Here is a 23,277-nt window from a genome sequence, read left to right as displayed (position 1 = left end):
AAAAGAAACATTTTATGAGGCATTTTTTGATGTTAATTTGGTATAAACTTACAAAACAGAAACTTATGACCAGGAGAACTATTGTTGCTATGCCCGGTGATGGAATAGGCAAAGTTGTACTTAACGAAACCATTAGGATCTTAAATTCTGCAGGATTTGAAGCAGATTACGAAGAAGGTGATATCGGCTGGGAATTTTGGTGTAAGGAAGGAAATCCTCTTCCTAAGCGAACGATTGAACTGCTAAAAAAACATAAAATAGGATTGTTTGGTGCCATAACGTCCAAACCAAAGGATGATGCAGCGAATGAATTGGCTCCGGCTTTGCAAAATAAAGGATTGGTGTACTCAAGTCCAATTGTTGGTTTACGGCAGTACTTCAACCTCGATATCTGCATTCGTCCCTGCAAAACCTATAAAGGAAATCCGTTAAATTTTATCCGCAGAGGCAAAGGAGGGGCAATTGAAGAACCAATAGTTGATGTCGTAATTTTCAGACAGAACACAGAAGGTTTGTACGGCGGGGTAGAATGGTCAAATCCCGATAATATTGTTTATGCAGCACTAACTTCACATCCTAAATTTGTGAAGAATTTTGGCAGTGTACCAAGGGAAGATTTATCCATTTCCACAAGAATTTTCACGAGAACCGGTACCACCAGAATTTTAATGGCAGCTTTCGGGTACGCCAAAAAGAATGGATATAAATCGGTTACGCTTTGCGAAAAGCCAAATGTTATTCGCGAGACTTCAGGAATGATGTTTAAGCTGGCACAGGAAATCCAGAAGAAAAAATTCCCTGAAATTGAACTTTGGAACACAAACATTGATGCGCAAATGATGTGGTTGACCAAAAATCCTGAAAATTACGGAGTGATTGTGGCGGGCAATATGTTTGGAGATATTGTGTCTGATGGATTTGCCGGGCTTATTGGAGGTTTAGGCTTTGCCTGCAGTGCACAAATGTCTGATGAAGGAATTGCTGTGTTCGAGCCAACTCATGGTTCTGCTCCCAAATATGCCGATTATCCGGTTTCCATAGTAAATCCTATTGCAATGGTAGAATCAGCTTGTATGATGTTGGAGTATCTGGAAGAAAAGGAAATAGCTGCAAGAATTAGAAATGCGGTTGCTGAAGTAATTGAAGAAGGAAAGGTACAAACCTACGATATGATGAAGATGACAGGCAGTGCAGATGTGCTTGCTAATGGTGCTGCATCCACTCAGCAAATGGCAGATGTAATTATCGAAAAGTTAAAAACGAAATATTCCAACAATCCTGATTATGAATATGAGAAAAATAGTTAAGGAATTGTGGCCCGAACTCAATTGGATTGAAGATGAGGTGCTAAGAGAAAAAACGACTAAAGTATGGGAGATTGCTTTGGAAAGAAGTGTACTGTCCGCTGAAGATCTGCAACGAATTCCTTTTACGCTTTTATGTGGACCTGATTTTAAAGTGAGTTTTATGGATCACAAGCAATGCGTAGTTCATATAGCAAAAGAAAGCGGCGAAAAAATGAATTCCTTTTTTAAAGAAGAGTTGCCTGTGGATATGGATGTTTTACTTTCCGGAGCCATACTTTGCGACGTAGGTAAGTTGTTGGAATATATTTTGGATGAGGACGATAATGCAGTTCAGGGCACATATGGAAAATACATCCGTCATCCTTTTTCAGGGGTTTCATTGGCTGAGGAGTGTGGTATTCCACCCGAGGTTTGCCACATTATTGCAACCCATGCAGGAGAAGGAAATATGGTGAAAAGAAGCACCGAAGCCTACATTGTTCACCATGCCGACTTCATGACTTTTTTGCCTTTTAAAGAAAGATTAAAAGTGTAATTGTCTAATAAATAAAAATCATGCAAAAAAACTCCGGGCAACTAATTTGCCGGAGTTATTTTTTTAATATGGCTCCAACACTGCTTACAAAATCAGGTATTTGATCTTTCGAAGCCCATTGTAGTTCGTGTTGAAACAGATCGGTCATTATTTTGCTTACGTTAAAACCAAAGGCGACCAAATTGTAACGCATTTTTTCCGGGATATGACATTCCTTTCCCAAAGCAAGCCCACAGGTAGAGCAAAGCTCACAACTATTTGCAGCAATCATTTTTCCATTCGCCGGCTCAATTTTTCGAAGATAGGTTTGCAGTTCTTCTTTAATGAAATTGTAAGAGTACAGGGCTTTGTTATCATTATTTTCAAATTGATGAGGAGAGGTGTAAAATAAGTAAAGAGATACAACAGAATAATCTTTGGAATAATTTTCAAAAGTTGGACAGTTTGGTGGACAAGTCCATTTTTGAGAATGATTTGGACAGCCGTTTTTGCAATAAATGTTAAATTCTTTCGGATTTAGATAGGAAAGAATTTCACTTGTTTTGAGGTGAAGCTGCTTGTAATGAATCGTGATTGTATTGTTGTGAAATTGTTTCTCAAAGGAGCCTGTTTGGTAATTATTCATGTTTGATTTGTTTGTAAGCCTTACAAATTTAATGGTTTTGATAACTTTTAGTTGGGTAGCTTAAAGGTTTATGAACAAAAAATTGAACAGTTTAATAATTCAGACGTGCAAAGGATTGAAAAATGAGTTTTCAGCTTACAGTATTTTTGTATCTTCGTACCTTAAACTCAATCCAAAAACCTTATTTATGCTCTCATTTGATGCGATCGTTGTATTAATCGTGTTGGTTTTTATTCTGATATCATTCTATAAAGAATGGGTTGGGCCTGCTTTTACTTTCCTGATTGGAGTTGTTGTTCTTGGGATTTTTGGGATTCTTACTCCTTCAGAGATCCTTGGTGGATTTGCCAATGATCAGGTTTTTGTCATTTTAATGCTCTTGTTGATTGGAGATATTATCAGGGATTTGGGTATTGTTGAAACTCTATTTGATAAGGTATTTCAAAAAGCCACTACTTATCGGCAATTCATGGCACGCATGATATTTCTGGTGGGAGCTTTTTCAGCTTTTTTAAATAATACACCTCTTGTTGCTGTTATGATGCCATATGTGCATAATTGGAGCAAGCGCAATAATATTTCTCCATCGAAATTATTAATTCCATTATCATACGCAGCTATATTAGGAGGATGTATAACTCTAATTGGTACATCCACAAACTTGATTGTTAATGGTATGGTTATCGATCAGAAAATTATACCTGCATTGGGTTCTCTCGATATGTTTAGTTTTGCATATGTTGGAATTCCAATGATGCTTATTGGGTCGATTTACCTTTTATTGGTAAGTAAGAAATGGTTGCCGGAAAAAGAGGATGTGTTGGGTGAATTTTCTGAAAATTCGCGAAAGTATATTGTTGAAGCGCATGTTAAATCAAATTCCGGTTTAATTGGAAAATCAATTGAAGAGGCTGATTTAAGAAATTTGAAAGGTCTTTACCTTTTTCAGATCAACCGGGGTGATGTAAGAATTGCAGCAGTTTCGCATGAATACAGACTGGAAGAAGGCGATCGTTTATTGTTCGCAGGCGATACCGAAACCATTGCCGATTTGGTGCTTCCCAATTCAGGATTAACGCTTCCTACGGTTGGGATGCTGACTCATAAAAAGCATATAGAAGTTGTTGAAATTGTAATTTCTCATAACTCAACCTTGATATCCAAAACAGTTAAAGAGGCTAATTTCAGAGGTCATTTTGATGCTGCAGTAATTGGTATTCACCGAAATGGAGGTCGGGTAAGTGGTAAAATTGGAGAAGTAAAACTTCGTGCCGGTGATGTATTATTGCTTTTAGGAGGTGACGATTTTGTTGATCGTTCTCATTTGGTTCAGGATTTTTATTTTATATCGAAAGTAAAAGAATTCAGAAAGCAGGAGGCTTATAAAATATGGTTACTGCTTGGAGGAACGGTGTTGGCTGTTGTCTTGTCAGCCCTAAAAATTGTGCCTTTGTTCATGACTTTAATTGTGATGATTATTGTTATTCTGGCTTTGAAAATTTCTAATCCTAAAGATATTGCATCAAGGGTTGATTTTAATCTGGCTTTAATTATTTCTCTTGCCTTGGCATTTGGCACAGCCATGATAAATTCCGGATTGGCGGAGATCATTGCGGATCTGTTAATTTCAGTCTTTATTCCGTTAGGAAGAGTCGGCGTTTTATTTGGAATTTATTTAATTACATCGGTACTTGCGGCCTATATAACCAATAAGGCTGCTGTTGCTATTGTATTTCCTATTTCGCTTACAATAGCGTTAAATCTTCATTTAAATCCGGAACCATTTGTATTGGTTGTAGCATTTGCAGCCGCAGCAAATTTCATGACTCCAATTGGTTATCAAACCAACTTAATGGTATACGGACCAGGAGGATATACCTTTAAAGATTTCTTCAAAATAGGATTTCCTCTGACCATTATTTACATGCTGGTTACTGTATTAATACTGTCATACATCTATTTTTATTAATTGATAATTCCACAATCCTTAGGGATTGCTAAGCATAAAAACCTATGAATTTTAGTAAAAGAAAAGAACTTCTTTTTGCGGCGGTAACTGCATCGTTAAAAGCCGGAAAAGAGATATTGGAGGTCTATAATTCCAAAGACTTTGAGATTCAAATTAAATCGGACAATAGTCCGTTGACAATTGCTGATCAAAGGGCGCATCAAGCTATTGTGTCGATATTGGATGAGCTGGGTTTACCTGTTTTAAGCGAGGAGGGAGAACATTTGGGTTTCGAAATTAGAAAAAACTGGGAATATTGTTGGATCGTTGATCCGCTCGATGGCACGAAAGAATTCATAAAAAAGAATGATGAATTTACTGTGAACATTGCTTTAATTGAAAATGGAACATCAATTGCAGGTGTTATTTATGTACCTGTTTATAAGCAATTGTATTTTTCCGATAAGGAATTGGGCGCATTTAGAATGGATGATATTATGGATTGGTCTGGTGATTTAGATTCATTAGTCGGGCATTCCATAGCGCTGCCTCTTTCTCAGGATCGAAAGTCTGTTCGGGTGGTGGGATCTCGTTCTCACATGAATCAGGAAACAAAAGATTTTATTTCGAAGCTGCAAGAGGAACACGGTAATGTTGAGTTAATATCAAAGGGAAGCTCCTTAAAACTGTGTATGATTGCAGAAGGAGAGGCTGATGTTTACCCACGGTATGCTCCTACAATGGAATGGGATATTGCGGCAGGCCATGCAATTGTATCGGCTTCAGGAGGAAAGGTTTTGCATTTAAACTCCGGTGCTGAGATTTCATACAACAAGGAAGACCTTTTAAATCCTTGGTTCATCTGCAAAAGAGAATACTAAACAAACAATACATACAAACACAACAAATTTAGGAATGAAAAAATCAATACTTGCCATATTGTTTTGTCTGTTTATTGGCAGCTTAATGGCACAAACAAATAAAATTCCATTAAGTCATGCCGACTATGATCATTGGAAAAACCTTAAAAATCAACAGATATCTGCTAACGGAGAATGGATCACTTATGAAGTGAATCCTCAGAAAGGAGATGGATATCTTTACCTGTATCAGGTAAGTACGGGGAAGTTGGATTCTGTAGCCAGAGGATATCAGGCGATATTTTCGCCGGAAAGTGAAATTTTAAGTTTCAATATTAAAGCTCAGTTTGATACCATTCGGCAAGCAAAGGTGAAGAAGATTGAAAAGAAGGATTTGCCAAAAGATTCATTGGGGATTTGGAATTTAATGGCAGACAGCATTCTTCGATTTCCGGAATTGGAATCGTTTAAGATGCCTAAGGAAAAAGGAAATTGGATGGCCTTTTTATTGAAAATGCCTAAGGAAAAAAAGGATTCTTTGGCTAACGATTCGATTGAAAAGCCAGAAAAGAAAACTAAAGGTGAAAAGGGGGCGAAGGACAAAGAGAAAATTGAAAAAGGAGAGCTCGTAATCTTAAATTTCCTGTCGGGAAAAGAGTATCGATACAAAGATGTTTCCGATTATGCCTTATCTGAAAATGGAAATGCTGTTTCTTTTGTTCAGGTTGAAGGGGATAGTATTCAAACCTCGAAGGTGAATTGGTTTACTGCTAATAAGGAGCAGGTTAAAACTGTATTCGAACAAGAAGGAATTGCAAAGAAAACATCTTTAGCACCTAATGGTGATCAGCTTTCTTTTATTTTTTCTTCTGATACTCTCAAGAATAAAACTTTTGCTTTATACTATCAAAATATAAAACCTAATGAGCTAAAGGTTTTGGTGGATACCTTAAGTAAGGATATTCAGAAAGATTGGACGGTAAGTGAGAATGGCGAAATATATTTCTCGAAAAATGGAGAGAAATTGTTTTTTGGAGTAGCTCCCAGACCGATTAATGAACCAAAAGACACTCTGCTTGACGAGGAAAAATATCATGTTGATGTGTGGAACTGGAAAGATCCTTTGTTGCAGCCTCAACAGAAAGTACAAGCCGAAAAAGAGAAGAAAAGAACTTGGTTAGCCGTATATAATCCATTGGAGAATAAAGTTTTGCAGTTGGGAAATGAAAAATTACCTGATGTGAAATTGTATGATGACGGAAATTCTAAATTAGCGCTTGGCTCTTCGTCATTGCCATATCAGCAATTGACATCGTGGGATGATTGGTATTCCGATTACTATGTAGTAGACACAAAAACGGGAAAGAAAGACATGGTGCTGGAAAAGAAAAATTCACGCGTGAATATTTCCCCTGTTCAGATGTACTTGATCTGGTTCGAGACTCAGGATAGTATTTGGTATTCGTATCAGATTGAGAATCGCAAAACGGTGGCATTAACAAAGAAGATAAAAGCTAATTTTTACGATGAAACTCATGATACTCCGAGTGATCCCAGTCCATATGGAATAGTGGGATGGACAAAAGGAGATGAGTATGTAATTATTAGTGATCGATATGATTTTTGGAAGTTGGATCCGACAGGAGTGAAAGGTTCTGAAAATATTACCAATAGCTTTGGTCGTAGAAATAAGATTCGTTTCGATTACGTGAAATTGGATGAAGAGGAACTATTTATTGATTTGAAAAAGCCGGTTCTTTTGAGTGCGTTTCATGAGTTCACAAAAAAATCAGGTTTTTACCGCTTACAGCAAGATGAAGAACCCGAAGAATTGGTTTTTGAGGATGCAGGTTTCAATAGTCCTTTGAAAGCAAAAAAAGCAAACCAATTGATATGGAAACGATCTACTTTTAAAGATTATCCAAATTTGTGGACTGGTAACATGAGGTTTACAAATTCAAAACAAGTATCGGATGCGAATCCACAGCAGAAAAATTACCTTTGGGGAGATGTTGAATTGGTGAAATGGACTTCGGGTGATGGTGAAGAATTGCAAGGTTTATTGTACAAGCCTGAAAATTTCGATCCAAATAAAAAATATCCAATGTTAGTTTATTTTTATGAGAGAAGTTCCGATGCATTGCATCGTCACCACGTGCCGCAACCCAATTGGTCAATTATCAACCCCAGCTATTGTGTGAGTAATGATTACCTGATATTTATGCCTGATATCACCTATCATAAAGTCGGATATCCTGGCGAATGTGCATATAGTGCTGTTGTAACTGGAACTCTGAGCATGCTGGATCGTTATTCTTTTATCGATAAGAAAAATATTGGATTGCAAGGTCAAAGCTGGGGCGGATATCAAATTGCTTATTTGGTAACAAGAACAAATTTGTTTAAATGTGCAATGGCCGGGGCTCCCGTATCCAACATGACATCAGCTTATGGTGGAATTCGTTGGGGAACAGGTATGAGCAGAATGTTTCAGTACGAGCACACACAAAGTCGTATTGGAGGAACTCTTTGGAACAGCACATTGCAATACATAGAGAACTCGCCGATATTTTATGCGCCAAAAATTGTAACTCCCTTACTAATGATGCACAATGATCATGATGGCGCAGTACCTTGGTACCAGGGAATTGAATTGTTTGTGGCGATGCGGCGTTTGCAAAAACCTTGTTGGTTGTTATCCTATAACGATGAAGATCATAATCTAAAAAAGCGGCCAAACAGAGTGGATTTATCCATCAGAACCATGCAGTTTTTTGACTATTATCTGAAAGGAAAACCAGCTCCTGAATGGATGGTAGATGGGATTCCGGCTGTTGAAAAAGGAATTACAGATGGTTACGATTTAAAGAAATAGATTATTAAAATAGTTATAATGCGTTCTGAAAAGGACGCATTTTTTGTATTCTGATCTTTCTATCAATTGGGACATGGAAAAACGCCTCGATTCCGGATGGAAAAGAGGCGTTCGAATTAGTGTTTGTAGGTGTGTTGTTGTGTGTTTGTTGTTGTTTTACTTCGGCTGTTAGCCTATATTTTTAAGATCAACGATTTACAAAAAATCTGATGTTTGTATTAGTACTATTTGCTAGCAAAGTAAATATGTTTCGGTATTATTTCATATATTTATTAAATAATTAAGTAATAATTGTTGCAAATATAAGTTTTAGACCTTTTTTTTACTAAAGGTGATTGTGCAAACGTTGTAAAAGGAGTAATTTTTTCTGATATGGAGAATTTAGATCAAACGGATAAAACAATTCTGAGGATACTTCAGAATGATTCAAAGAAGACGGCCAAGGAAATTGCGTCGATGCTAAATCTTACGGTATCACCCGTTTACGAGAGAATTAGGAGGTTGGAGAATCAAGGCTTCATTAAAAAATATGTGGCTATTCTTGATAAAATGAGAATAGGTAAAGCCGTTACAGTAATGTGTCAGGTTTCCATGCGATATCATAATGAGGCTTTTATTGATGAATTCGAAGAACAAATTCAGGATTTACAAGAAGTTCAGGAATGTTATCATGCGGTTGGTCAGGTCGATTTTATTCTTAAAATTCATGTTGGAAGTTTGGAGGAATATCATGAATTTTTACGTTATAAACTTTCTAAAATTAAAAACATAGGAGTACTGAATAGTATATTTTTGATTAAGGAAATCAAACAAACATCTGAGTATTATATATAATAGGTACTGTTGAGCTAAAGAATTTATGCTTATATCTAATAAATTCCTGATGTTGTTTTAGTAACTTGTGATAAGCTAATTCGGTTTTATTAGGCAATATCTTAATTCATGACTGATAACAATCAACATATGTCTTCTGATGCATTCGAAAGAATACTTTCCGAATACAAGGAAAGAATTGCTGAGTTGGAAAAGCAGGTTGAGGAATTGAATAAGGAAAGAGATTGTTACTCAGAAAGTCTTGGAAAAAAGAATATCGTTAACAGGGCTGATCTTCTTTATAATGCTACAAATCAAGGAATACTAATTCGAAATCAGGACGGGAAGATAATTTATGCAAACCCTTCCGCATCAAAAATATTAGGTGTTGAAAAGGAATTTTTACTCAACATTGAAAGCTTTGAACCAAGAATAAAGAACATCCTTGCAGATGGTTCTTTAATGACCAAGGAAACACACCCTGCAAAAATTGCCCTGACTACAGGCAAAGAGGTGACTAATTCCATACTTGGCGTATATAATCCTCAAAAACAAGCTTATATCTGGATTAGTATTACAGCAACGCCTTTAATGAATAAGGAAACGGGATTGAGCGAAGAAGTCTTTACCATATTTGAAGATATCACAGAAAGGTTAGCTGCAGAGAAACGTTTGAAAGAAAGTGAGGCAAAAGCAAATGCCTTGCTGGAAACAATTCCCGATTTAATTTTAAGAATATCAAGAGATGGAAAGGTGATTGATCTTCATGGAGAGGAGAAAGGCTTATTCCGAAATGAGGAATCGATTGTTGGTTTGGATATCCGAAAAGTATTTGAGGAGAATTTGACTCGTGAGTTTGCGAATTCTATGGAGGCGGCCTTGGATACCGGGAAAGTTCAGGTTTTTGATTATCGGCTTAGAATAGAAGGTAGAGGAGTTTGTTATTTTGAGTTCAGAATCAGCAGCAGCGGTGAAAGAGAAATTACCGCAATTGTAAGAAATGTAACAGAGCAAAAAAAATTACAGCGTAAATCCATCGAGGCTACCAGACGGTTATCAACTTTAATGGGTAATCTTACGGGTATGATTTACAGGTGTTTGGCTGATGAGTCCTGGACTATGTTGTACGTTAGTCAGGGAAGTTTAAGCTTAACTGGGTATACGCCCGAAGAATTAAATTATAATTCACATGTTGCTTATAATGATATAATACATCCTGAAGATCGGGATTTTGTTGCACAAGTCGTTAATGAAGCAAGTTCAAAAAATAAAAGATTTACAATTGAGTATAGAATCATTAGTAAAGACGGGACTCTTAAATGGGTGTTTGAGCAGGGAATTACTATAAAAGATCAAAAGAGCCGACCTTTATTTATTGAAGGATACATAGCTGATGTTACTGATAGTAAGATTTCTGAGCAGAATTTAATACAAAGTGAAAATAAGTTTCGAATACTTTTTAATTCTTTAAACGATGCTGCTTTTGTTCATCCATGGGATGATTTTAATTTTCAAAAATTTGTTGAAGTTAATGATGCTGCAATTAAGCGTTATGGTTATTCCCGGGAAGAGTTTTATAAACTTACTTTGGTAAATTTAAGATTAAAAGACGAACATTTTGACAGTGAGATAAATGCCATAAGAGAGGCTTTGCGAAATGAAGGAAAAGTATCTTTTGAGACGAATTATTTAACCAAATCAGGTGAAATTATTCCTGTTGTAATTAATTCTAATTTAATTGATTTAAATGGAACCAGATTCATTCAATCTATTGTTCGGGATGTTAGTTATCGAAAGGTATCAGAGGCTCGGTTAAAGCATAAAACGGAAATAGAAAAATTACTAATTGATATTTCTGCTGATTTTATTGGCTCTTCTTTAAGCGATATAGATCAGTTAATTAATCGTGCATTAAAGAATATAAGTGAATTTACGAATACAGATAGAAGTTATGTGTTTTTGTTTGAGGAAAATAGAATTTCATTAAATAATACTCACGAATGGTGTCGGGAAAGTGTTGTTTCTATGAAAGAGATTTCACAAAATTTGTCAATAGAAGATTTTCAACAGTGGATTAAAAAATTTAAGCAACGCAAGCACCTTTATCTCCCTTTATCCAAACTTTCTTCAAAAGAAATACAGAAAAAGCTGGGTAATTTTCATTCCGATCTTAAATCATTATTAGTTCTTCCAATCTTGTCACATGAGTCCTTACTGGGTTTTGTAGGTTTCGATTCTGTTTTTCATGATAAAGAATGGGATTCGGAAGATATTAACTTGCTCTATACCTTTGCTGACGTATTAGCAGGAGTAATTAGCCGGAGAAAATTTGAACAAAAACTCATATTTGCAAAAGAAAAGGCAGAAGAAAGTGATCAATTGAAATCTGCATTTCTGGCATCTATGTCTCACGAATTAAGAACCCCTTTAAATGCGATTATAGGATTTAGTGGATTGGTTAATTCAAATTCGGCAATTGACAGAATTGTGAAATGGAATGAGATCATCAAGTTAAGTGGGCAGCATTTGTTGAAAATAATTGAATCGATATTCGATGTATCACTTCTTCAGACAAAAGAGGCTAAAGTTAAAAAAGAGGATTTTTCTTTGTCTGAATTATTTTTAACATTGCAACAATATGTAAAATCAGAAATAAATAAGAGCAATAAGTCGAATCTGGCAATACGGTTAAAATGCACTCCTGATGATGACAATTTGTATTTGAATTCGGATAAAACAAAATTGATACAGTTAATAACCAATCTTTTGAATAATGCAATAAAGTACACAGAATCAGGAATAATTACGTATGGATATCAGGTTGAAGGATCGGATATTACCTTCTATGTGTCGGATACTGGAATTGGTATTTTGCCGGAGCATACAAAAATTATTTTCGATATTTTCCGACAGGTTGACGAAACCGGTTTGGGCATGCAGTCAGGTGTTGGTTTAGGCTTGGCTATTTGTAAAGAGATTTCGAATTTGCTGAATGGTGAATTGTGGCTTGAATCAGAAAAGGGAAAAGGGTCGGTTTTCTATTTTAGATTAAGAGATGTGGTTCATTCACAACAGAGAAAAACAGAGGGTTTTGAAAAGAGATTTCCGATACCTTTATTAAGAAATGAGACCATTCTTGTTGTTGAGGATATTGAATTTAATTATTTGTTGATTGAAGAAATTTTGGCTCCAACTTCAGTAAAAGTAATATGGGCAAAAAATGGAATGGAGGCTGTAAAAATTATAGAAGATAAAACAGATGTTGATTTAATATTGATGGACGTTAAAATGCCTGTCATGGATGGATATAAAGCATCAAAACAGATATTAAAGATGAATCCAAATATTCCGATAATTGCACAAACGGCATACGCTTTGAAAGAAGATGAAAAGAAGATATTAGAGAAAGGTTTTAAGGGATATATTTCAAAACCAATTGATAAATATGTCTTGTATCGGGTTTTGTATGAGTTTCTTTATCCTAAAACTATAAAGGAGAAAAAAAAATAAGAGCAGACTTTTAAAGCCTGCTCTTTTTAGATTATACAGTCCGCTATTTAGCAGCAATGCATTGAGTGTCAATATTTAATTTTGGCTCGAAAAGATTTGCGATTTTTTCCCATCGTACCATTTTGAAGTTTTGGGCAATTGATTTTTCATCCTTTTTATTAAACCCATCCTGAACAACAAACATTCCTTCCGGGAATTTTTCTCCGAGATTTAGATTAATGGCCTCAATACCGTCTGTTTCTTCTGCACCATCAATCACCCCATCACCAATTCTAAAACTTCCTAAATAGTTGTGAGGTGCTTTTCTTTCAAATACAGCATAAGAATAGTTTCCCTGACTGGAGGCAATTAAGTATCCGGATCCGTTCGATTGCTTGTAAATGCACAAACCTTCGATGTCCTCATAAATGTTTTCATTTTGATCTACCGTACTCTGAGAAAGAAGCTCAAATCCTTTCGTACTGTTTGGATCTATTGATATTTTCCAAATTCCTTTGGCTTCCTCTCCTATAAAAATTATACCAGCCTCGTCGTCGGAAACCATTCCTTCTGTTTTACTGGCAAGTTTTAGTCGTCGAACCAATTTCGCGGAAATCTTTTTGCCTTCCGGCATGATTTCCCATTGTTCAATATTTCCAAAAGTGCTGTTCACAAAGGCGTAAAGTTGATCCTGACTTTTAGACAGGCAAAAACCATAAACTTCATCTTTCATTTCAACAGGAATGGCATTTTCAAATTGATGTAAACTACCGTCTTTTTCGATGCTGTAGAAATCCAGAGTGTTTGAGCTTCGGTTCGAACAGGCTGCAATATCAATTGAATCCTGCCCATTTTTAATGTTTTGGCGGACGTCAACATTATTCATGTTGCCATCAGCATAGTAAAACAGTTCATTGCCATCTAAATCATATACAGCTAAACCGCCTTTTTTATCTGTACCTATAATTCTACTTTGTTCCGAAGAGTCAGGGTTTACCCATATTGCAGGGTCATCAGCAGCATCTTCGGTTGCCAATCTATTTTTCAGTGCATCCGTTTCGCCGTCTGCCTCAGTAACTTTTTCAATCAGTAAAGAAGCTTTTCTCGAACCTTCGCTTGAGCGATCGCATGAACAGGCAATTAGGAGTGATGCAGTTATCCCTAGTAGAATTATTGTATTTGGTCTTTTATGCATAATAAAACTTGTTTTTTTGCTTAGAAATTCATTTTTAAACTAATATTCGCTTTAGCGCCATAGTATTCAGCTTGCTTGGTGTGACTCTTGTCTCCTTGGTAGTAGCGTAAAGGTTCGTTTAAGATGTTGTTTACCGATGCGAAAATGCTGAAATTGGAATTGATGTTGTAGCCGGCGCTTACATCCATATGTGTTACTTTATCATAGTAACTGTCGTAGAATGCAGATTCTCCCCACTCATCAATAAAATCATCAGCATATTGTAATGATACACGTACATTAAGTTTTTTACCTTCGTAAAATAAAGATAAATTAACGTTGTTTTCCGGTGTTCCTACTATCGATAAATCTTCATTTTCTCTACCCGAAATATTCACGTTTTTCATTTTTGAATGAGTGTAGGTATAGTTGGCATAAAATCCCATATCACTTAAGAAACCTGGTAGAAAATCCAATTGTCTTTGAAAAGCAAACTCAAAACCATAAAGGTCAGCATCACCAACATTAATAGGTTGGTAGAATTTATCCCAGGTCTTCCCACTGTAGCTGAAATCTCTGTGTTCAATGGTGTTCGAAATATCACTTAACGATTTGTAAAAGAAACCACCTGAAAGTAATCCAACATTTGAGTAGTAATGCTCAGCCATTACATCAAAGTTCATTGAGTTGGTTGGATCCAGTTTAGGATTGCCTATTTCAATTTCATTATCTTCCTGTTTAATTTTGCTGTGTGGAACCAAATCGTAGTATTTCGGGCGTGAAATAGAGTTTGTCCAGGCTAGTTTTAGTTTAGTATTCTCGGATAGCGACAATTTTGCAATTACACTGGGAAGAATATTGGTATAGTCGTTCTTTTCTTTTGCAGTAGTACTAATCGTTGGATCACCGTCAGCAGGAATATCCAAAATTCTACCGGAATATTTTAATTTTGTTTGTTCTGCACGAAGACCAAAAATCATTTTAAGTTTTTTTCCAAAATCCTGATCCAAACGAACATATCCGGCGTAAACATCTTCTTTTGCTTCAAAGTTACCGGCTTCCTCTTCAACATTTCGGGTTTGGTTATACTGATTATCAAAATTTAATCCTCCAAGAAACTGTTTGGATGCAAAGTGTCCGGCAGCATAATTTCCAGCCATAAAATCACTTTTACTGGCATCATACTGATTGTTTAAGGCATTACTTATAAAGCCGTTTTCATCATTTGGCTCAATATCATTAAAGCTGTTGTCTCTGTTTTTCTCCTTGCTTTTTAATCTGAAACCAGTTTGAAGAGAGTTCTTGTTTTTTCCGCTAAGGATTGGAAATTTGATATCAACTTTTAAATTTTTATCAATATCCTCTGTGTATTGAAATTGTTCTGTAAGTTCTTTTAAACCAAATTCGCTGCTTAAATCTGCTAATTGAGGGGCGTTTACAGAAAACATTGGTTTTTCAGTATTCGAGAAATTAGGTGTAATCGCAACTTTCTTAGCATTTAATGTGATGTAGCGTTCATTGGGGCGATCTTCAGAAGCCTTGGAATAGCTGCCTTTCCAATCAATTTCAATAGTTCCTAAGTGGTGTTCTCCATTTAAAGCAAAGTTCATTGTCTGCTGATCTTCCAGTCTGCGGTTCTTATTGGTTCCGCCTTTGGTCTGGCGGCGAACTTCCGTAATCCAGTTTCCATCCTTTTGTTCAATGTCTTTGTATTGCAAACGAAAACGGTTTTCCCAGTCTTTTCTGTGATTATAAATGGCTTTGAATTCGATTTTGTGATTTGGGTTAAAATTGTAATCAAAAGAAGAAGAATAGCTTTGACGAATTCGTTGAACGTAGTAGGTTCTAATCTGAAAATCGGATGTGTAGATGGCTCCCTTGTCATCTTTTTCCCACTCAGCTTCAATATTGTCCGATCCCAGTTGATTGTCCTGGTATGAGGCAGAGAATACCATACCAAGGTTTGATTGTGTTCCTGTTTTAAAGCGGTTGCCATATAGAGCCGAAAGAATTAATTGAGGATCATCACTTAAAAAATTATATCCGGTTCCAACACGGGCAGAAATTTGTTGTTTAAATGGATTTGATCGGGTGATCAGGTTTACCGAACCACCAATTGCATCAGCTTCCATATCCGGGGTTATCACTTTGTTTACCTCAACAGTCTGAATCATATCTGAAGGAACAAGATCAAGCTGTACCGATCGGATTCCTGCTTCAGCAGAAGGGATACGATCGCCATTAATGGTGACAGAATTGTATTCTGAAGCAGTACCGCGAATGTGTCCAAACCGGGCTTCTCCTTGATCGTACTCCACGTTAATACCCGGTATTCTTTTCAAAGCATCACCGATATTATTATCAGGAAACTGTCCAACCTGATCGGATGAAACTATATTGGTAATGTTTACGTTGCTTTTTTGCTGATTTAAAGCACGTGATTGTTCTTTCAGTAGTCCTTGAATCACAACTTCCTGCAATGCTACACCTTCCGAAAGAGTAAAGTTTTCGGTTAGGGTAGTTGATTCTTCAAATACTATTTTTTTCTCAACACTTTCATAACCAATGTACGAAATCTTAAGAGTGTATTCTCCCGGGATGATATTGTTGATGCGATAAACTCCGTTGTTGTCTGATGCAACACCTTGGTTTGTCTCTTTTAATACTAATGTTGCCCCTGGTAATGGGTAGTCTTCAGAATCGATAACACGACCGGTTATTGTCGCTGTTCTTTTTACGTTAATTGCATTGTTTTCGGCAATAGTGCTTGTGACCGAAAATAAGAGTACGACAAAGAGATTTAAAGTAATAAATAATGTTTTCATTTTTAAGATTTTAATTTATTGATGAGCTTATTAGATATTTTTCCATAGATTTTTAAACACTCAAAACTAGGTTTTGATTTACGGGTAAGGATTAGCTTAGTATAATTATTTTGTAAACTTATTGTAAAATGAAAAATACGTTTATTAAGAGAATGTTATCAATTTGGAGGTTTTTAACCGCTTGACAGGAGAGGGAGAATTGTTGGTGTTAATTCTAATTTTGAGAATTCATTTATTTTGAACAGATTTGTTATGTTCTAATATTAATTATATCGTGAAATATTTATTCTATTCCAGTTTATTTTCATTTCTGTTTTTAGGGGCGTGTCGTTCCAACAAATCAATTAATGAACAATTGAAAGTTTCTAATGCTTCAATTGTTTACCAACCCATTTTGGTTTCTGATTCTCTGTCGGCTAAGGTAAATGAGCAGTCGGGCTTGATGTGGTACAAAAATTTGTTTTGGATAAACAATGATAGTGATTGTGAACCAGTGTTATATGCCTATGATAGGGATGGAGTAATTAAAAAAGAGTTTGAAATCACTAATGCTAAAAACATTGATTGGGAGGACTTGGCTGCAGATCAGAACTACATTTATATTGGGGATTTTGGCAATAATTTTGGTAATCGTAAAGATCTGCGTGTATTAAGACTAAAAAAAGATGACCTGGGAACTTCTGAATTGTCAAAAGCAGAGGTTGAGATGATTGGAATAGAATGGGCTGATCAGGAGGATTTTACCAGGCATTTACAAAAACATGATTTCGACTGCGAAGCTTTTTTATCATATGGTGATTCTCTTTTCTTTTTCACAAAAAACTGGGCCAATTACAAAACCAGATTGTATTCGGCATCTAAAAATATTGAAGTTCAGAAATTAAAGGTAAAGGCTGAATTTAATGCAAATATGTTGGTTACTGGTGCTGATATCAGTTCTGATGGAAAATTGTTGGCGTTGGTTGGTTATAAAGATTATTTAAGTTATATAATTTTGTTTTATGAATTTGAAGGCACTGACTTTTTTGGAGGGAAAAGTTTGCGCATAGATCTGAGGCCTCTTGGTGGAGCACAAACCGAAGGTATTGTTTTTGGTGAAAACGACTCTTTGTATATCTCTACAGAGCAAACTAAATTGCCCCAATCAATTTATAAAGTGGAGTACGAACAGTGGATGAAAAACTAAAATGACCAAAGTTATTACCTTGATCATTTTGTATTTTATTGTTTGTAAAACAATTATTTCATTCTAAAGTAGCGGTCGCAAACAGGATAATCCACCTGGTTGTTGATGTTTTGCAGATAAGAAATCACAGTTTCTGCATCTGTCATGTTTTGAACTTGGCCAGCTTCAGGGAAGTATTTGTCATATACTGCCGGAATGTAATCGTTTAGTCCAAGTTTTAGTATTGTGTCATCAGATAATCTTTGCCCTTGTATATTTCTTATTTCAATTTCTTGATCAACCTGTTGAATCTGAATGCCTGAATAGTAAAATCCTGATCCGCTTCCTGCCAGAAATTTTTTAATGTCAAGAACCGTCATTTTATAAATAACCGTTCCGTTGCTAAAAGGAGTAATTTCGTAAATTTCTCTTTTGGTGATATCGCCTTCGTTTAAGTTTGACCGAATTCCGCCGGTATTCTGAAAACAAACATCAACTCCCATTTGAATTCGTAATGCATCTGTATAAAAACAGCCAACCATACTAGTATTATGATCTCTTTTTGAAACCCCGATTACTTCTGTTAAATAGTCTTGATTGTTGTATCCATCAATTGTTGTTTTTAATTCAGAATCATATTCTTGATATGTGTTTAAATTAATTAGTTCGTCGGTAATTGATTCTATTTTTTTGTTGACAATGGTAACTGATATCTTTCCAAGATAATTTAGATTGCTGCCAGCCTGATAAATAGGTATTCCATTTACTTTAGCGTTAATTTTATCGTGACTATGCCCTCCAATAATTAAATCGAAATAGGGAAACTTGTTGGCTAGCTGAACATCTCCTAATATTTGGTCATTGCCATTGTATCCTAAGTGGCTAAGAGCAATATATATATCTGACTCTTCCTCATTTTTAACGTTTGAATAGAGAGAAACAATGTCTTCAGGCCGGTCGAAATGAAATTGTTTAACTCTCCATGGATGAGTTGATGGGATTGTTGCATCTTTTTTTCCATTGGTTTCAATTAAACCCAGGAAAGTTATTTTGATATTTTCCTGGGTAATGGTTTTGTATTCAAATGGCTCCGGAATATCTGTAGTTCCCTTGTCCATATTTGCACAAACCCAGGCAAAATTGGACTGTTCCATTCTGTCTTTTAGAATTTCGGGCCCGTAATCAAACTCGTGATTTCCCAAAACGGCAACATCAAACCCAATTTTATTCATCACATCAATCATTGGATATCCTTTTTCAGGATGATTGTCAACAGTGGGATTTCCTGAAAACAGATCACCACCGGAAACTACGATCACATTGGTTGATTCTCTCTCTTTATCAACGATTTGTTTAATTTTTGAGAAATTATCCAATTGACCGTGCGCATCATTTATACAAAAAATGGTCAATTCCTTTGGCGTGAAGTCAGTAGGATTATCTGGCGAATTACTGTCTTTGGAACAAGATGCAAACGCGAAAATAAACAGGTAGAGAAGTAAGAATTTAATGTTTTTCATTGTGTGATTTGATCTGTAAGTATAATTGTGTGTTATTTTTTGTAAGATTAAGGAAAAATTTAAACTCATCATAATGTGTTTGTCTTTAAAGAATATATTTAAAAGCATTTATTGTAAACGAGAATCAGTTTAAATAATATTCCTATTTGATTTTGAAATCCTTAAAAAGCGTGTAATTTTGTATCCCAGTTTACTGAACAACCAAAAATTAGGATTTTATCATTGGTTAAGAAGAACGATTTGAAAGACAAGTACAAAGAAATATTCGATAAAGGAACAGATTTACCTCTGGTTGAGGATTTCTATACCATACAGGGTGAAGGATATCACACAGGAAAGCCAGCTTATTTTATTCGTATTGGAGGATGTGATATCGGTTGCCGGTGGTGCGACAGTAAGATTTCATGGAATCCTGCAGAACATCGCCTGATTTCTGTTGAAGAGGTCGTTCGAAAAGCTGTTGAATCGCCTGCCAAAGCAGTAGTTGTAACAGGAGGAGAGCCTTCGCTGTACAACTTGGAACCACTGTGTACTGAATTAAAGAAGCACAATATTGAAAATTTTCTGGAAACTTCTGGGGCATACGAGATAAGTGGGGAATGGGATTGGATTTGTTTATCGCCTAAGAGAAATAAATTGCCTGTACCATCTTCTTATGAAAAAGCAAATGAGCTGAAAGTTATTATTTTCGATTTAGAAAAAGATTTTGAATGGGCTGAGGAGTTATCAAAAAATGTAGGAGATGATTGCCTGTTGTATTTGCAGTCGGAGTGGAGTCAGTATGTTCACAATATAAAACCAATTGTAGAATACGTAAAGAACAATCCAAAATGGAATATCTCCTTACAGTCGCACAAGTTTATGAGAATACCGTAACGGGCAATATAGGATATTTAAAAGGCTGAATCAATTGTTGATTCAGCTTTTTTAGTTTTGATGAAGAAATGCAATTCGAAAAGTTAATTGAATTATTTTTTCTTGACTACTATTTAGCATGGGACAATAAAATAGAAAAAGGCAATCAGAAAATCTGACTGCCTTTTTACCAGCTTCCAAAGAAGCTTCACTTTGGGTTAGTGTGGTTATGTGGTTAGAACGAAACTCCGAATACAAGGAATAGATTTTCTGCCATTGGGTTAGCGATAACAGAAGCTGATACTGGTAAAGAGAATTTATCGGTAATTGCAATTTCTTTTGATGCAGTGAATCCCATGTTTACAAAACCGGCAGTATCTCCGTAAAAACCTGACTCACCTTTCGATTCGTCTGCATCTATTGGAGTAAAACCTGCAAATAAATCAATAGCTACTTCTTTATATTTAAAGCCATAGCCCAATTCAATATAAAGTGAGTTTTGCTGATCACCATTTGTATCTTGGTCAGCACCCCAGAAATTCATGGCAGCTAATATGCTAATTGGAAATCCGTCACTCCCGTTAAAAGCTAAAGTAGCTTCCATGATATGTCCGGTAGATGCTTTTTTGTAATCAAAATAGCTGTTGTTAACAGCAATTCCATCGGTTGGGAAAAAATAGTCAGTAACAGTAGCAGTGAATAGATCATCTGCAAAAGTGTAGGATGCATAAAGATCGGCTTCGGCTCCGTCAGCACCATTCTGTGCGTAAGATCCCCAAGCTCCAAGAGCGAAACCACCATTGCTGTATTCAACCGAAGGCTGGATTACCGGGCCTGTTGAAAACTGAGTTCCTCTCCAAACATATCTGTTCATTAAATCCGCTCCAAACGAAATTTCTCCGTTTCCTGATTCTTCCTGTGCAAACAGGCTTCCTGTTACTACAAGAGTACCTATAAGTAATGCGAAAAATTTTCTTGCTTTCAACATAGTAATAGATTTTAGATTAATAAATGTGGTAAATAGTTAATATGAATAAAATGTGGTTTCTAATTGTTTTAAGAATTTTGCTAACCCACCCCCTCTTTTGAAGGGGGTGGTGTTGGCTTGAATCAACTAATTTCTATCCTAACCCTAATATGATGGGGTTTCGATTTCAAAAGTATGAAAAAAAATTACAATTGCTATTTTAAAAAGGGGTGTTTGTTGAAAAAAATGCATTTTTATCAATGCAAAGGTTTTAAATGAGGGGGTGTTGTTGAAAAAAAAAGTATTTTAATCGATTGTGAGGTGTTTTTAAGATTAAAATTGATTAGCTGTTGATGATGTTCAGGGGAATGGGTTAATTAAGTTTATGCTTGTGGAATTTTTAATTTGGGTTCGTTTGGAACCGGACTAAAATTGAAGTTTAGGGGAGTCTTATTTTTTATTGATTATAAATTATGATGTTTTAGCAGGAATCTTTATTGTGTCTTGTTAAAAATCAAGATATTCGTATAGTGAAACTATATTCAATAAATAGAAACAATGGAAAAATCGATTAAAGGAACTCAAACTGAAAAGAACTTATTGAAAGCTTTCGCTGGTGAATCTCAGGCGAGAAGCAGATACACTTATTTTGCAAAGCAAGCTAAGAAGGAAGGGTATGAGCAGATTGCTGCTTTGTTTTTGGAAACAGCAGAGCAGGAAATGCAGCATGCAAAACGGTTCTTTAGCTTTTTAGAAGGAGGAGATGTGGAGATTACAGCTTCTTATCCTGCAGGAAAAGTGGGAACTACAGCTGAAAATTTAAAGGCAGCGGCAAATGGGGAAAATGAAGAATATACAGAGTTGTATCCAGAATTTGCTCGTATTGCAGAAGAGGAAGGTTTCAAGAAAGTAGCTTCTGCTTTTAAATTGATTGCTAAGGTTGAGCAGGTTCACGAAGAGAGATACTTGAAACTATTGGCTAATTTGGAAGAGGATTCTGTTTTCGAAAAAGAAGAAAATGAAAAGTGGTATTGTAGAAAGTGTGGATACGTTCATGAAGGCAAAAAAGCACCAAAGAATTGTCCGGCATGTGAGCATCCTCAGGCGTACTTTGAGATTAAAGGAGAAAATTACTAGTATATTGTATGTGAAAAGAGACTCAATAGAGTCTCTTTTTTTTCTAAGTACATGACAAAAACTTGAACACATTTATATTGTTCTGATTTTCTGAATTTAACAAGACGTTTGCAATATAAGATAATCCACATTTGAATATACTTTTAGCTTTTCGTCCATGTTTTTTTATTTTAATTTTCTTCACATTTTCATGTATGAATATTCCGATTTTATAACACCAGACGAAAGCTATCATAACAAGAAGAGTCAGTTTCTCAATTCGATCAATGGCTTGTAAATGTGTTTTCTCAATGTCAAAGCCACTTGATTTCATTGCTCTGAAGCAAGTTTCTATTTGCCAACGCTCTTTATAATTTATTTGAGCCTGCTCTGGTTTATTGAACGATACGATCATCAATAATTCTTCATCTTTTTTTTTGCCTTTTTGTTTACATCCAGAGATATAGCAAAGCTGTGATCCCATTCTAACAATTCGTTTATAATGAACAAACTCCCCAAACTTAAGCGATTTAAACAACCATGCTGCTTTAATTTCCTCATTTTTATGAGGCACGTAAATTTTGAAATTATTCCTGATTCGGATATAATATCGAATACGATTTTCATTTAGATATTCGATCCATTTATCTCCAACAAATTCACGGTCAGCCATCAAACAGTCAATACATTCCGTTCCGAAAAGCCGTATGAATCGGTTCACTAAATCAATTCTCTCCCGGCAATTGGAATTGCCACGTTTATCCAGCATAGAAAACAGCAGAGGGAAAGCCACTCCTTTATAAGTTACACCAAGCATGAAGATATTGATATTAGTTTTCCCAAATTTCCAATTTGTTCTGTCAATACTAAGTCTCAAGTTTTCTTTTTGGGGTAATAATCCAAAAATGAGTTTTGCTACCAAATCAGAATCTAACATGAACTGCGCGATAAAACGTTGAACACGCCTTAAACATGATTCTGCCTGAGCCTTACTATCAAATGCGTTAGCTAATTTTTCGAAACCTACAGTCTGGACTTTGCATAGGGCAAACACAAACATGGAAATAAATTTCAGACGTGATAAATTAACTTTTCCTTCAAAATGGGTATTCAATATTGATATGAATTCCTTACTTTTATTCTCGACGTTGATTTTCTTCATTAGAAAAATGAGTGGTATTATTCTTCTAAGATAATGAAAAT

16 protein-coding genes are annotated in these 23,277 nt (G+C 35.6%); 10 read left to right on the top strand and 6 right to left on the bottom strand.

Annotated elements, in window-relative coordinates; all coding sequences use genetic code 11:
- Positions 1–65 precede the first annotated feature (65 nt).
- Positions 66–1,307: an isocitrate/isopropylmalate dehydrogenase family protein gene (locus tag ACHZAX_RS14130; protein WP_320019586.1), complete on the top strand. Its 1,242-nt coding sequence runs from the start codon at positions 66–68 to the stop codon at positions 1,305–1,307.
- Complete coding sequence (locus ACHZAX_RS14125) at positions 1,285–1,842, top strand: HDIG domain-containing metalloprotein (RefSeq protein ID WP_394698273.1); 558 nt, start codon at positions 1,285–1,287, stop codon at positions 1,840–1,842. The genes ACHZAX_RS14130 and ACHZAX_RS14125 overlap by 23 nt, the downstream gene beginning before the upstream one ends.
- 55 nt (positions 1,843–1,897) lie before the next feature.
- On the opposite strand, the gene ACHZAX_RS14120 is transcribed toward ACHZAX_RS14125, so the two are convergent.
- Positions 1,898–2,467, bottom strand: a complete 570-nt coding sequence (locus tag ACHZAX_RS14120; protein ID WP_320019584.1) for a DUF2284 domain-containing protein — start codon at positions 2,465–2,467, stop codon at positions 1,898–1,900.
- Between the two features lie 70 nt (positions 2,468–2,537).
- Here ACHZAX_RS14120 and ACHZAX_RS14115 point away from each other — a divergent pair, with 70 nt between their 5' ends.
- From ACHZAX_RS14115 to ACHZAX_RS14095, 5 genes are all read left to right on the top strand, one after another.
- Positions 2,538–4,436: an SLC13 family permease gene (locus tag ACHZAX_RS14115; RefSeq protein WP_320019583.1), complete on the top strand. Its 1,899-nt coding sequence runs from the start codon at positions 2,538–2,540 to the stop codon at positions 4,434–4,436.
- 44 nt (positions 4,437–4,480) lie between these two features.
- Positions 4,481–5,296, top strand: a complete 816-nt coding sequence (gene cysQ / locus ACHZAX_RS14110; protein ID WP_320019582.1) for a 3'(2'),5'-bisphosphate nucleotidase CysQ — start codon at positions 4,481–4,483, stop codon at positions 5,294–5,296.
- 34 nt (positions 5,297–5,330) lie between these two features.
- A complete protein-coding gene (locus ACHZAX_RS14105) occupies positions 5,331–8,150 on the top strand; it encodes an alpha/beta hydrolase family protein (protein ID WP_320019581.1) in 2,820 nt (939 codons plus the stop codon).
- A 372-nt stretch (positions 8,151–8,522) separates the two neighbouring features.
- The gene (locus ACHZAX_RS14100; RefSeq protein ID WP_101308942.1) at positions 8,523–8,984 is read left to right on the top strand and encodes an Lrp/AsnC family transcriptional regulator; all 462 of its coding nucleotides are present in this window, start codon (positions 8,523–8,525) and stop codon (positions 8,982–8,984) included.
- A gap of 108 nt (positions 8,985–9,092) precedes the next feature.
- A complete protein-coding gene (locus ACHZAX_RS14095; RefSeq protein WP_320019580.1) occupies positions 9,093–12,473 on the top strand; it encodes a PAS domain S-box protein in 3,381 nt (1,126 codons plus the stop codon).
- A 43-nt stretch (positions 12,474–12,516) separates the two neighbouring features.
- On the opposite strand, the gene ACHZAX_RS14090 is transcribed toward ACHZAX_RS14095, so the two are convergent.
- Both ACHZAX_RS14090 and ACHZAX_RS14085 read right to left on the bottom strand, forming a co-directional pair.
- The gene (locus ACHZAX_RS14090) at positions 12,517–13,647 is read right to left on the bottom strand and encodes a phytase (RefSeq protein ID WP_320019579.1); all 1,131 of its coding nucleotides are present in this window, start codon (positions 13,645–13,647) and stop codon (positions 12,517–12,519) included.
- A 20-nt stretch (positions 13,648–13,667) separates the two neighbouring features.
- A complete protein-coding gene (locus ACHZAX_RS14085; protein ID WP_320019578.1) occupies positions 13,668–16,451 on the bottom strand; it encodes a TonB-dependent receptor in 2,784 nt (927 codons plus the stop codon).
- 274 nt (positions 16,452–16,725) lie between these two features.
- Here ACHZAX_RS14085 and ACHZAX_RS14080 point away from each other — a divergent pair, with 274 nt between their 5' ends.
- Complete coding sequence (locus ACHZAX_RS14080; protein WP_101308946.1) at positions 16,726–17,637, top strand: hypothetical protein; 912 nt, start codon at positions 16,726–16,728, stop codon at positions 17,635–17,637.
- 53 nt (positions 17,638–17,690) lie between these two features.
- Here ACHZAX_RS14080 and ACHZAX_RS14075 read toward each other — a convergent pair whose 3' ends face one another.
- Positions 17,691–19,136 carry a bifunctional metallophosphatase/5'-nucleotidase gene (locus ACHZAX_RS14075; RefSeq protein WP_320019577.1) on the bottom strand — a complete coding sequence of 482 codons (1,446 nt, stop codon included), beginning with the start codon at positions 19,134–19,136 and terminating at the stop codon, positions 17,691–17,693.
- Between the two features lie 222 nt (positions 19,137–19,358).
- Here ACHZAX_RS14075 and ACHZAX_RS14070 point away from each other — a divergent pair, with 222 nt between their 5' ends.
- On the top strand, positions 19,359–20,012 hold the full coding sequence (locus ACHZAX_RS14070) for a 7-carboxy-7-deazaguanine synthase QueE (RefSeq protein WP_306597569.1): 654 nt from the start codon (positions 19,359–19,361) through the stop codon (positions 20,010–20,012).
- Between the two features lie 214 nt (positions 20,013–20,226).
- On the opposite strand, the gene ACHZAX_RS14065 is transcribed toward ACHZAX_RS14070, so the two are convergent.
- Positions 20,227–20,979, bottom strand: coding sequence for a TorF family putative porin (locus ACHZAX_RS14065; RefSeq protein WP_101308948.1), 753 nt, complete (start codon positions 20,977–20,979; stop codon positions 20,227–20,229).
- A gap of 537 nt (positions 20,980–21,516) precedes the next feature.
- On the opposite strand from ACHZAX_RS14065, the gene rbr reads away from it, so the two are divergent.
- The gene (gene rbr, locus ACHZAX_RS14060; RefSeq protein WP_320019576.1) at positions 21,517–22,095 is read left to right on the top strand and encodes a rubrerythrin; all 579 of its coding nucleotides are present in this window, start codon (positions 21,517–21,519) and stop codon (positions 22,093–22,095) included.
- 43 nt (positions 22,096–22,138) lie between these two features.
- Here rbr and ACHZAX_RS14055 read toward each other — a convergent pair whose 3' ends face one another.
- Positions 22,139–23,236, bottom strand: coding sequence for an IS4 family transposase (locus ACHZAX_RS14055; RefSeq protein WP_320017662.1), 1,098 nt, complete (start codon positions 23,234–23,236; stop codon positions 22,139–22,141).
- Between the last annotated feature and the right edge of the window lie 41 nt (positions 23,237–23,277).

Origin of the sequence: Labilibaculum manganireducens (assembly GCF_963665805.2) — a bacterium.
GTDB lineage: Bacteria > Bacteroidota > Bacteroidia > Bacteroidales > Marinifilaceae > Labilibaculum > Labilibaculum manganireducens.
The sequence above is the reverse complement of the archived record's forward strand: the minus strand, read 5'-3'. Positions and strand labels throughout refer to the sequence as shown.

Excerpts from the sequence above, each read along its gene's own strand:
- ACHZAX_RS14120 (WP_320019584.1), bottom strand. The coding sequence starts at position 2,467 with ATGAATAATTACCAAACAGGCTCCTTTGAGAAACAATTTCACAACAAT.
- ACHZAX_RS14130 (WP_320019586.1), top strand. The coding sequence starts at position 66 with ATGACCAGGAGAACTATTGTTGCTATGCCCGGTGATGGAATAGGCAAA.
- ACHZAX_RS14115 (WP_320019583.1), top strand. The coding sequence starts at position 2,538 with ATGAACAAAAAATTGAACAGTTTAATAATTCAGACGTGCAAAGGATTG.
- ACHZAX_RS14065 (WP_101308948.1), bottom strand. The coding sequence starts at position 20,979 with ATGTTGAAAGCAAGAAAATTTTTCGCATTACTTATAGGTACTCTTGTA.
- ACHZAX_RS14095 (WP_320019580.1), top strand. The coding sequence starts at position 9,093 with ATGACTGATAACAATCAACATATGTCTTCTGATGCATTCGAAAGAATA.
- ACHZAX_RS14075 (WP_320019577.1), bottom strand. The coding sequence starts at position 19,136 with ATGAAAAACATTAAATTCTTACTTCTCTACCTGTTTATTTTCGCGTTT.
- rbr (WP_320019576.1), top strand. The coding sequence starts at position 21,517 with ATGGAAAAATCGATTAAAGGAACTCAAACTGAAAAGAACTTATTGAAA.
- ACHZAX_RS14085 (WP_320019578.1), bottom strand. The coding sequence starts at position 16,451 with ATGAAAACATTATTTATTACTTTAAATCTCTTTGTCGTACTCTTATTT.
- ACHZAX_RS14055 (WP_320017662.1), bottom strand. The coding sequence starts at position 23,236 with ATGAAGAAAATCAACGTCGAGAATAAAAGTAAGGAATTCATATCAATA.
- cysQ (WP_320019582.1), top strand. The coding sequence starts at position 4,481 with ATGAATTTTAGTAAAAGAAAAGAACTTCTTTTTGCGGCGGTAACTGCA.
- ACHZAX_RS14125 (WP_394698273.1), top strand. The coding sequence starts at position 1,285 with ATGAATATGAGAAAAATAGTTAAGGAATTGTGGCCCGAACTCAATTGG.
- ACHZAX_RS14105 (WP_320019581.1), top strand. The coding sequence starts at position 5,331 with ATGAAAAAATCAATACTTGCCATATTGTTTTGTCTGTTTATTGGCAGC.
- ACHZAX_RS14090 (WP_320019579.1), bottom strand. The coding sequence starts at position 13,647 with ATGCATAAAAGACCAAATACAATAATTCTACTAGGGATAACTGCATCA.
- ACHZAX_RS14100 (WP_101308942.1), top strand. The coding sequence starts at position 8,523 with ATGGAGAATTTAGATCAAACGGATAAAACAATTCTGAGGATACTTCAG.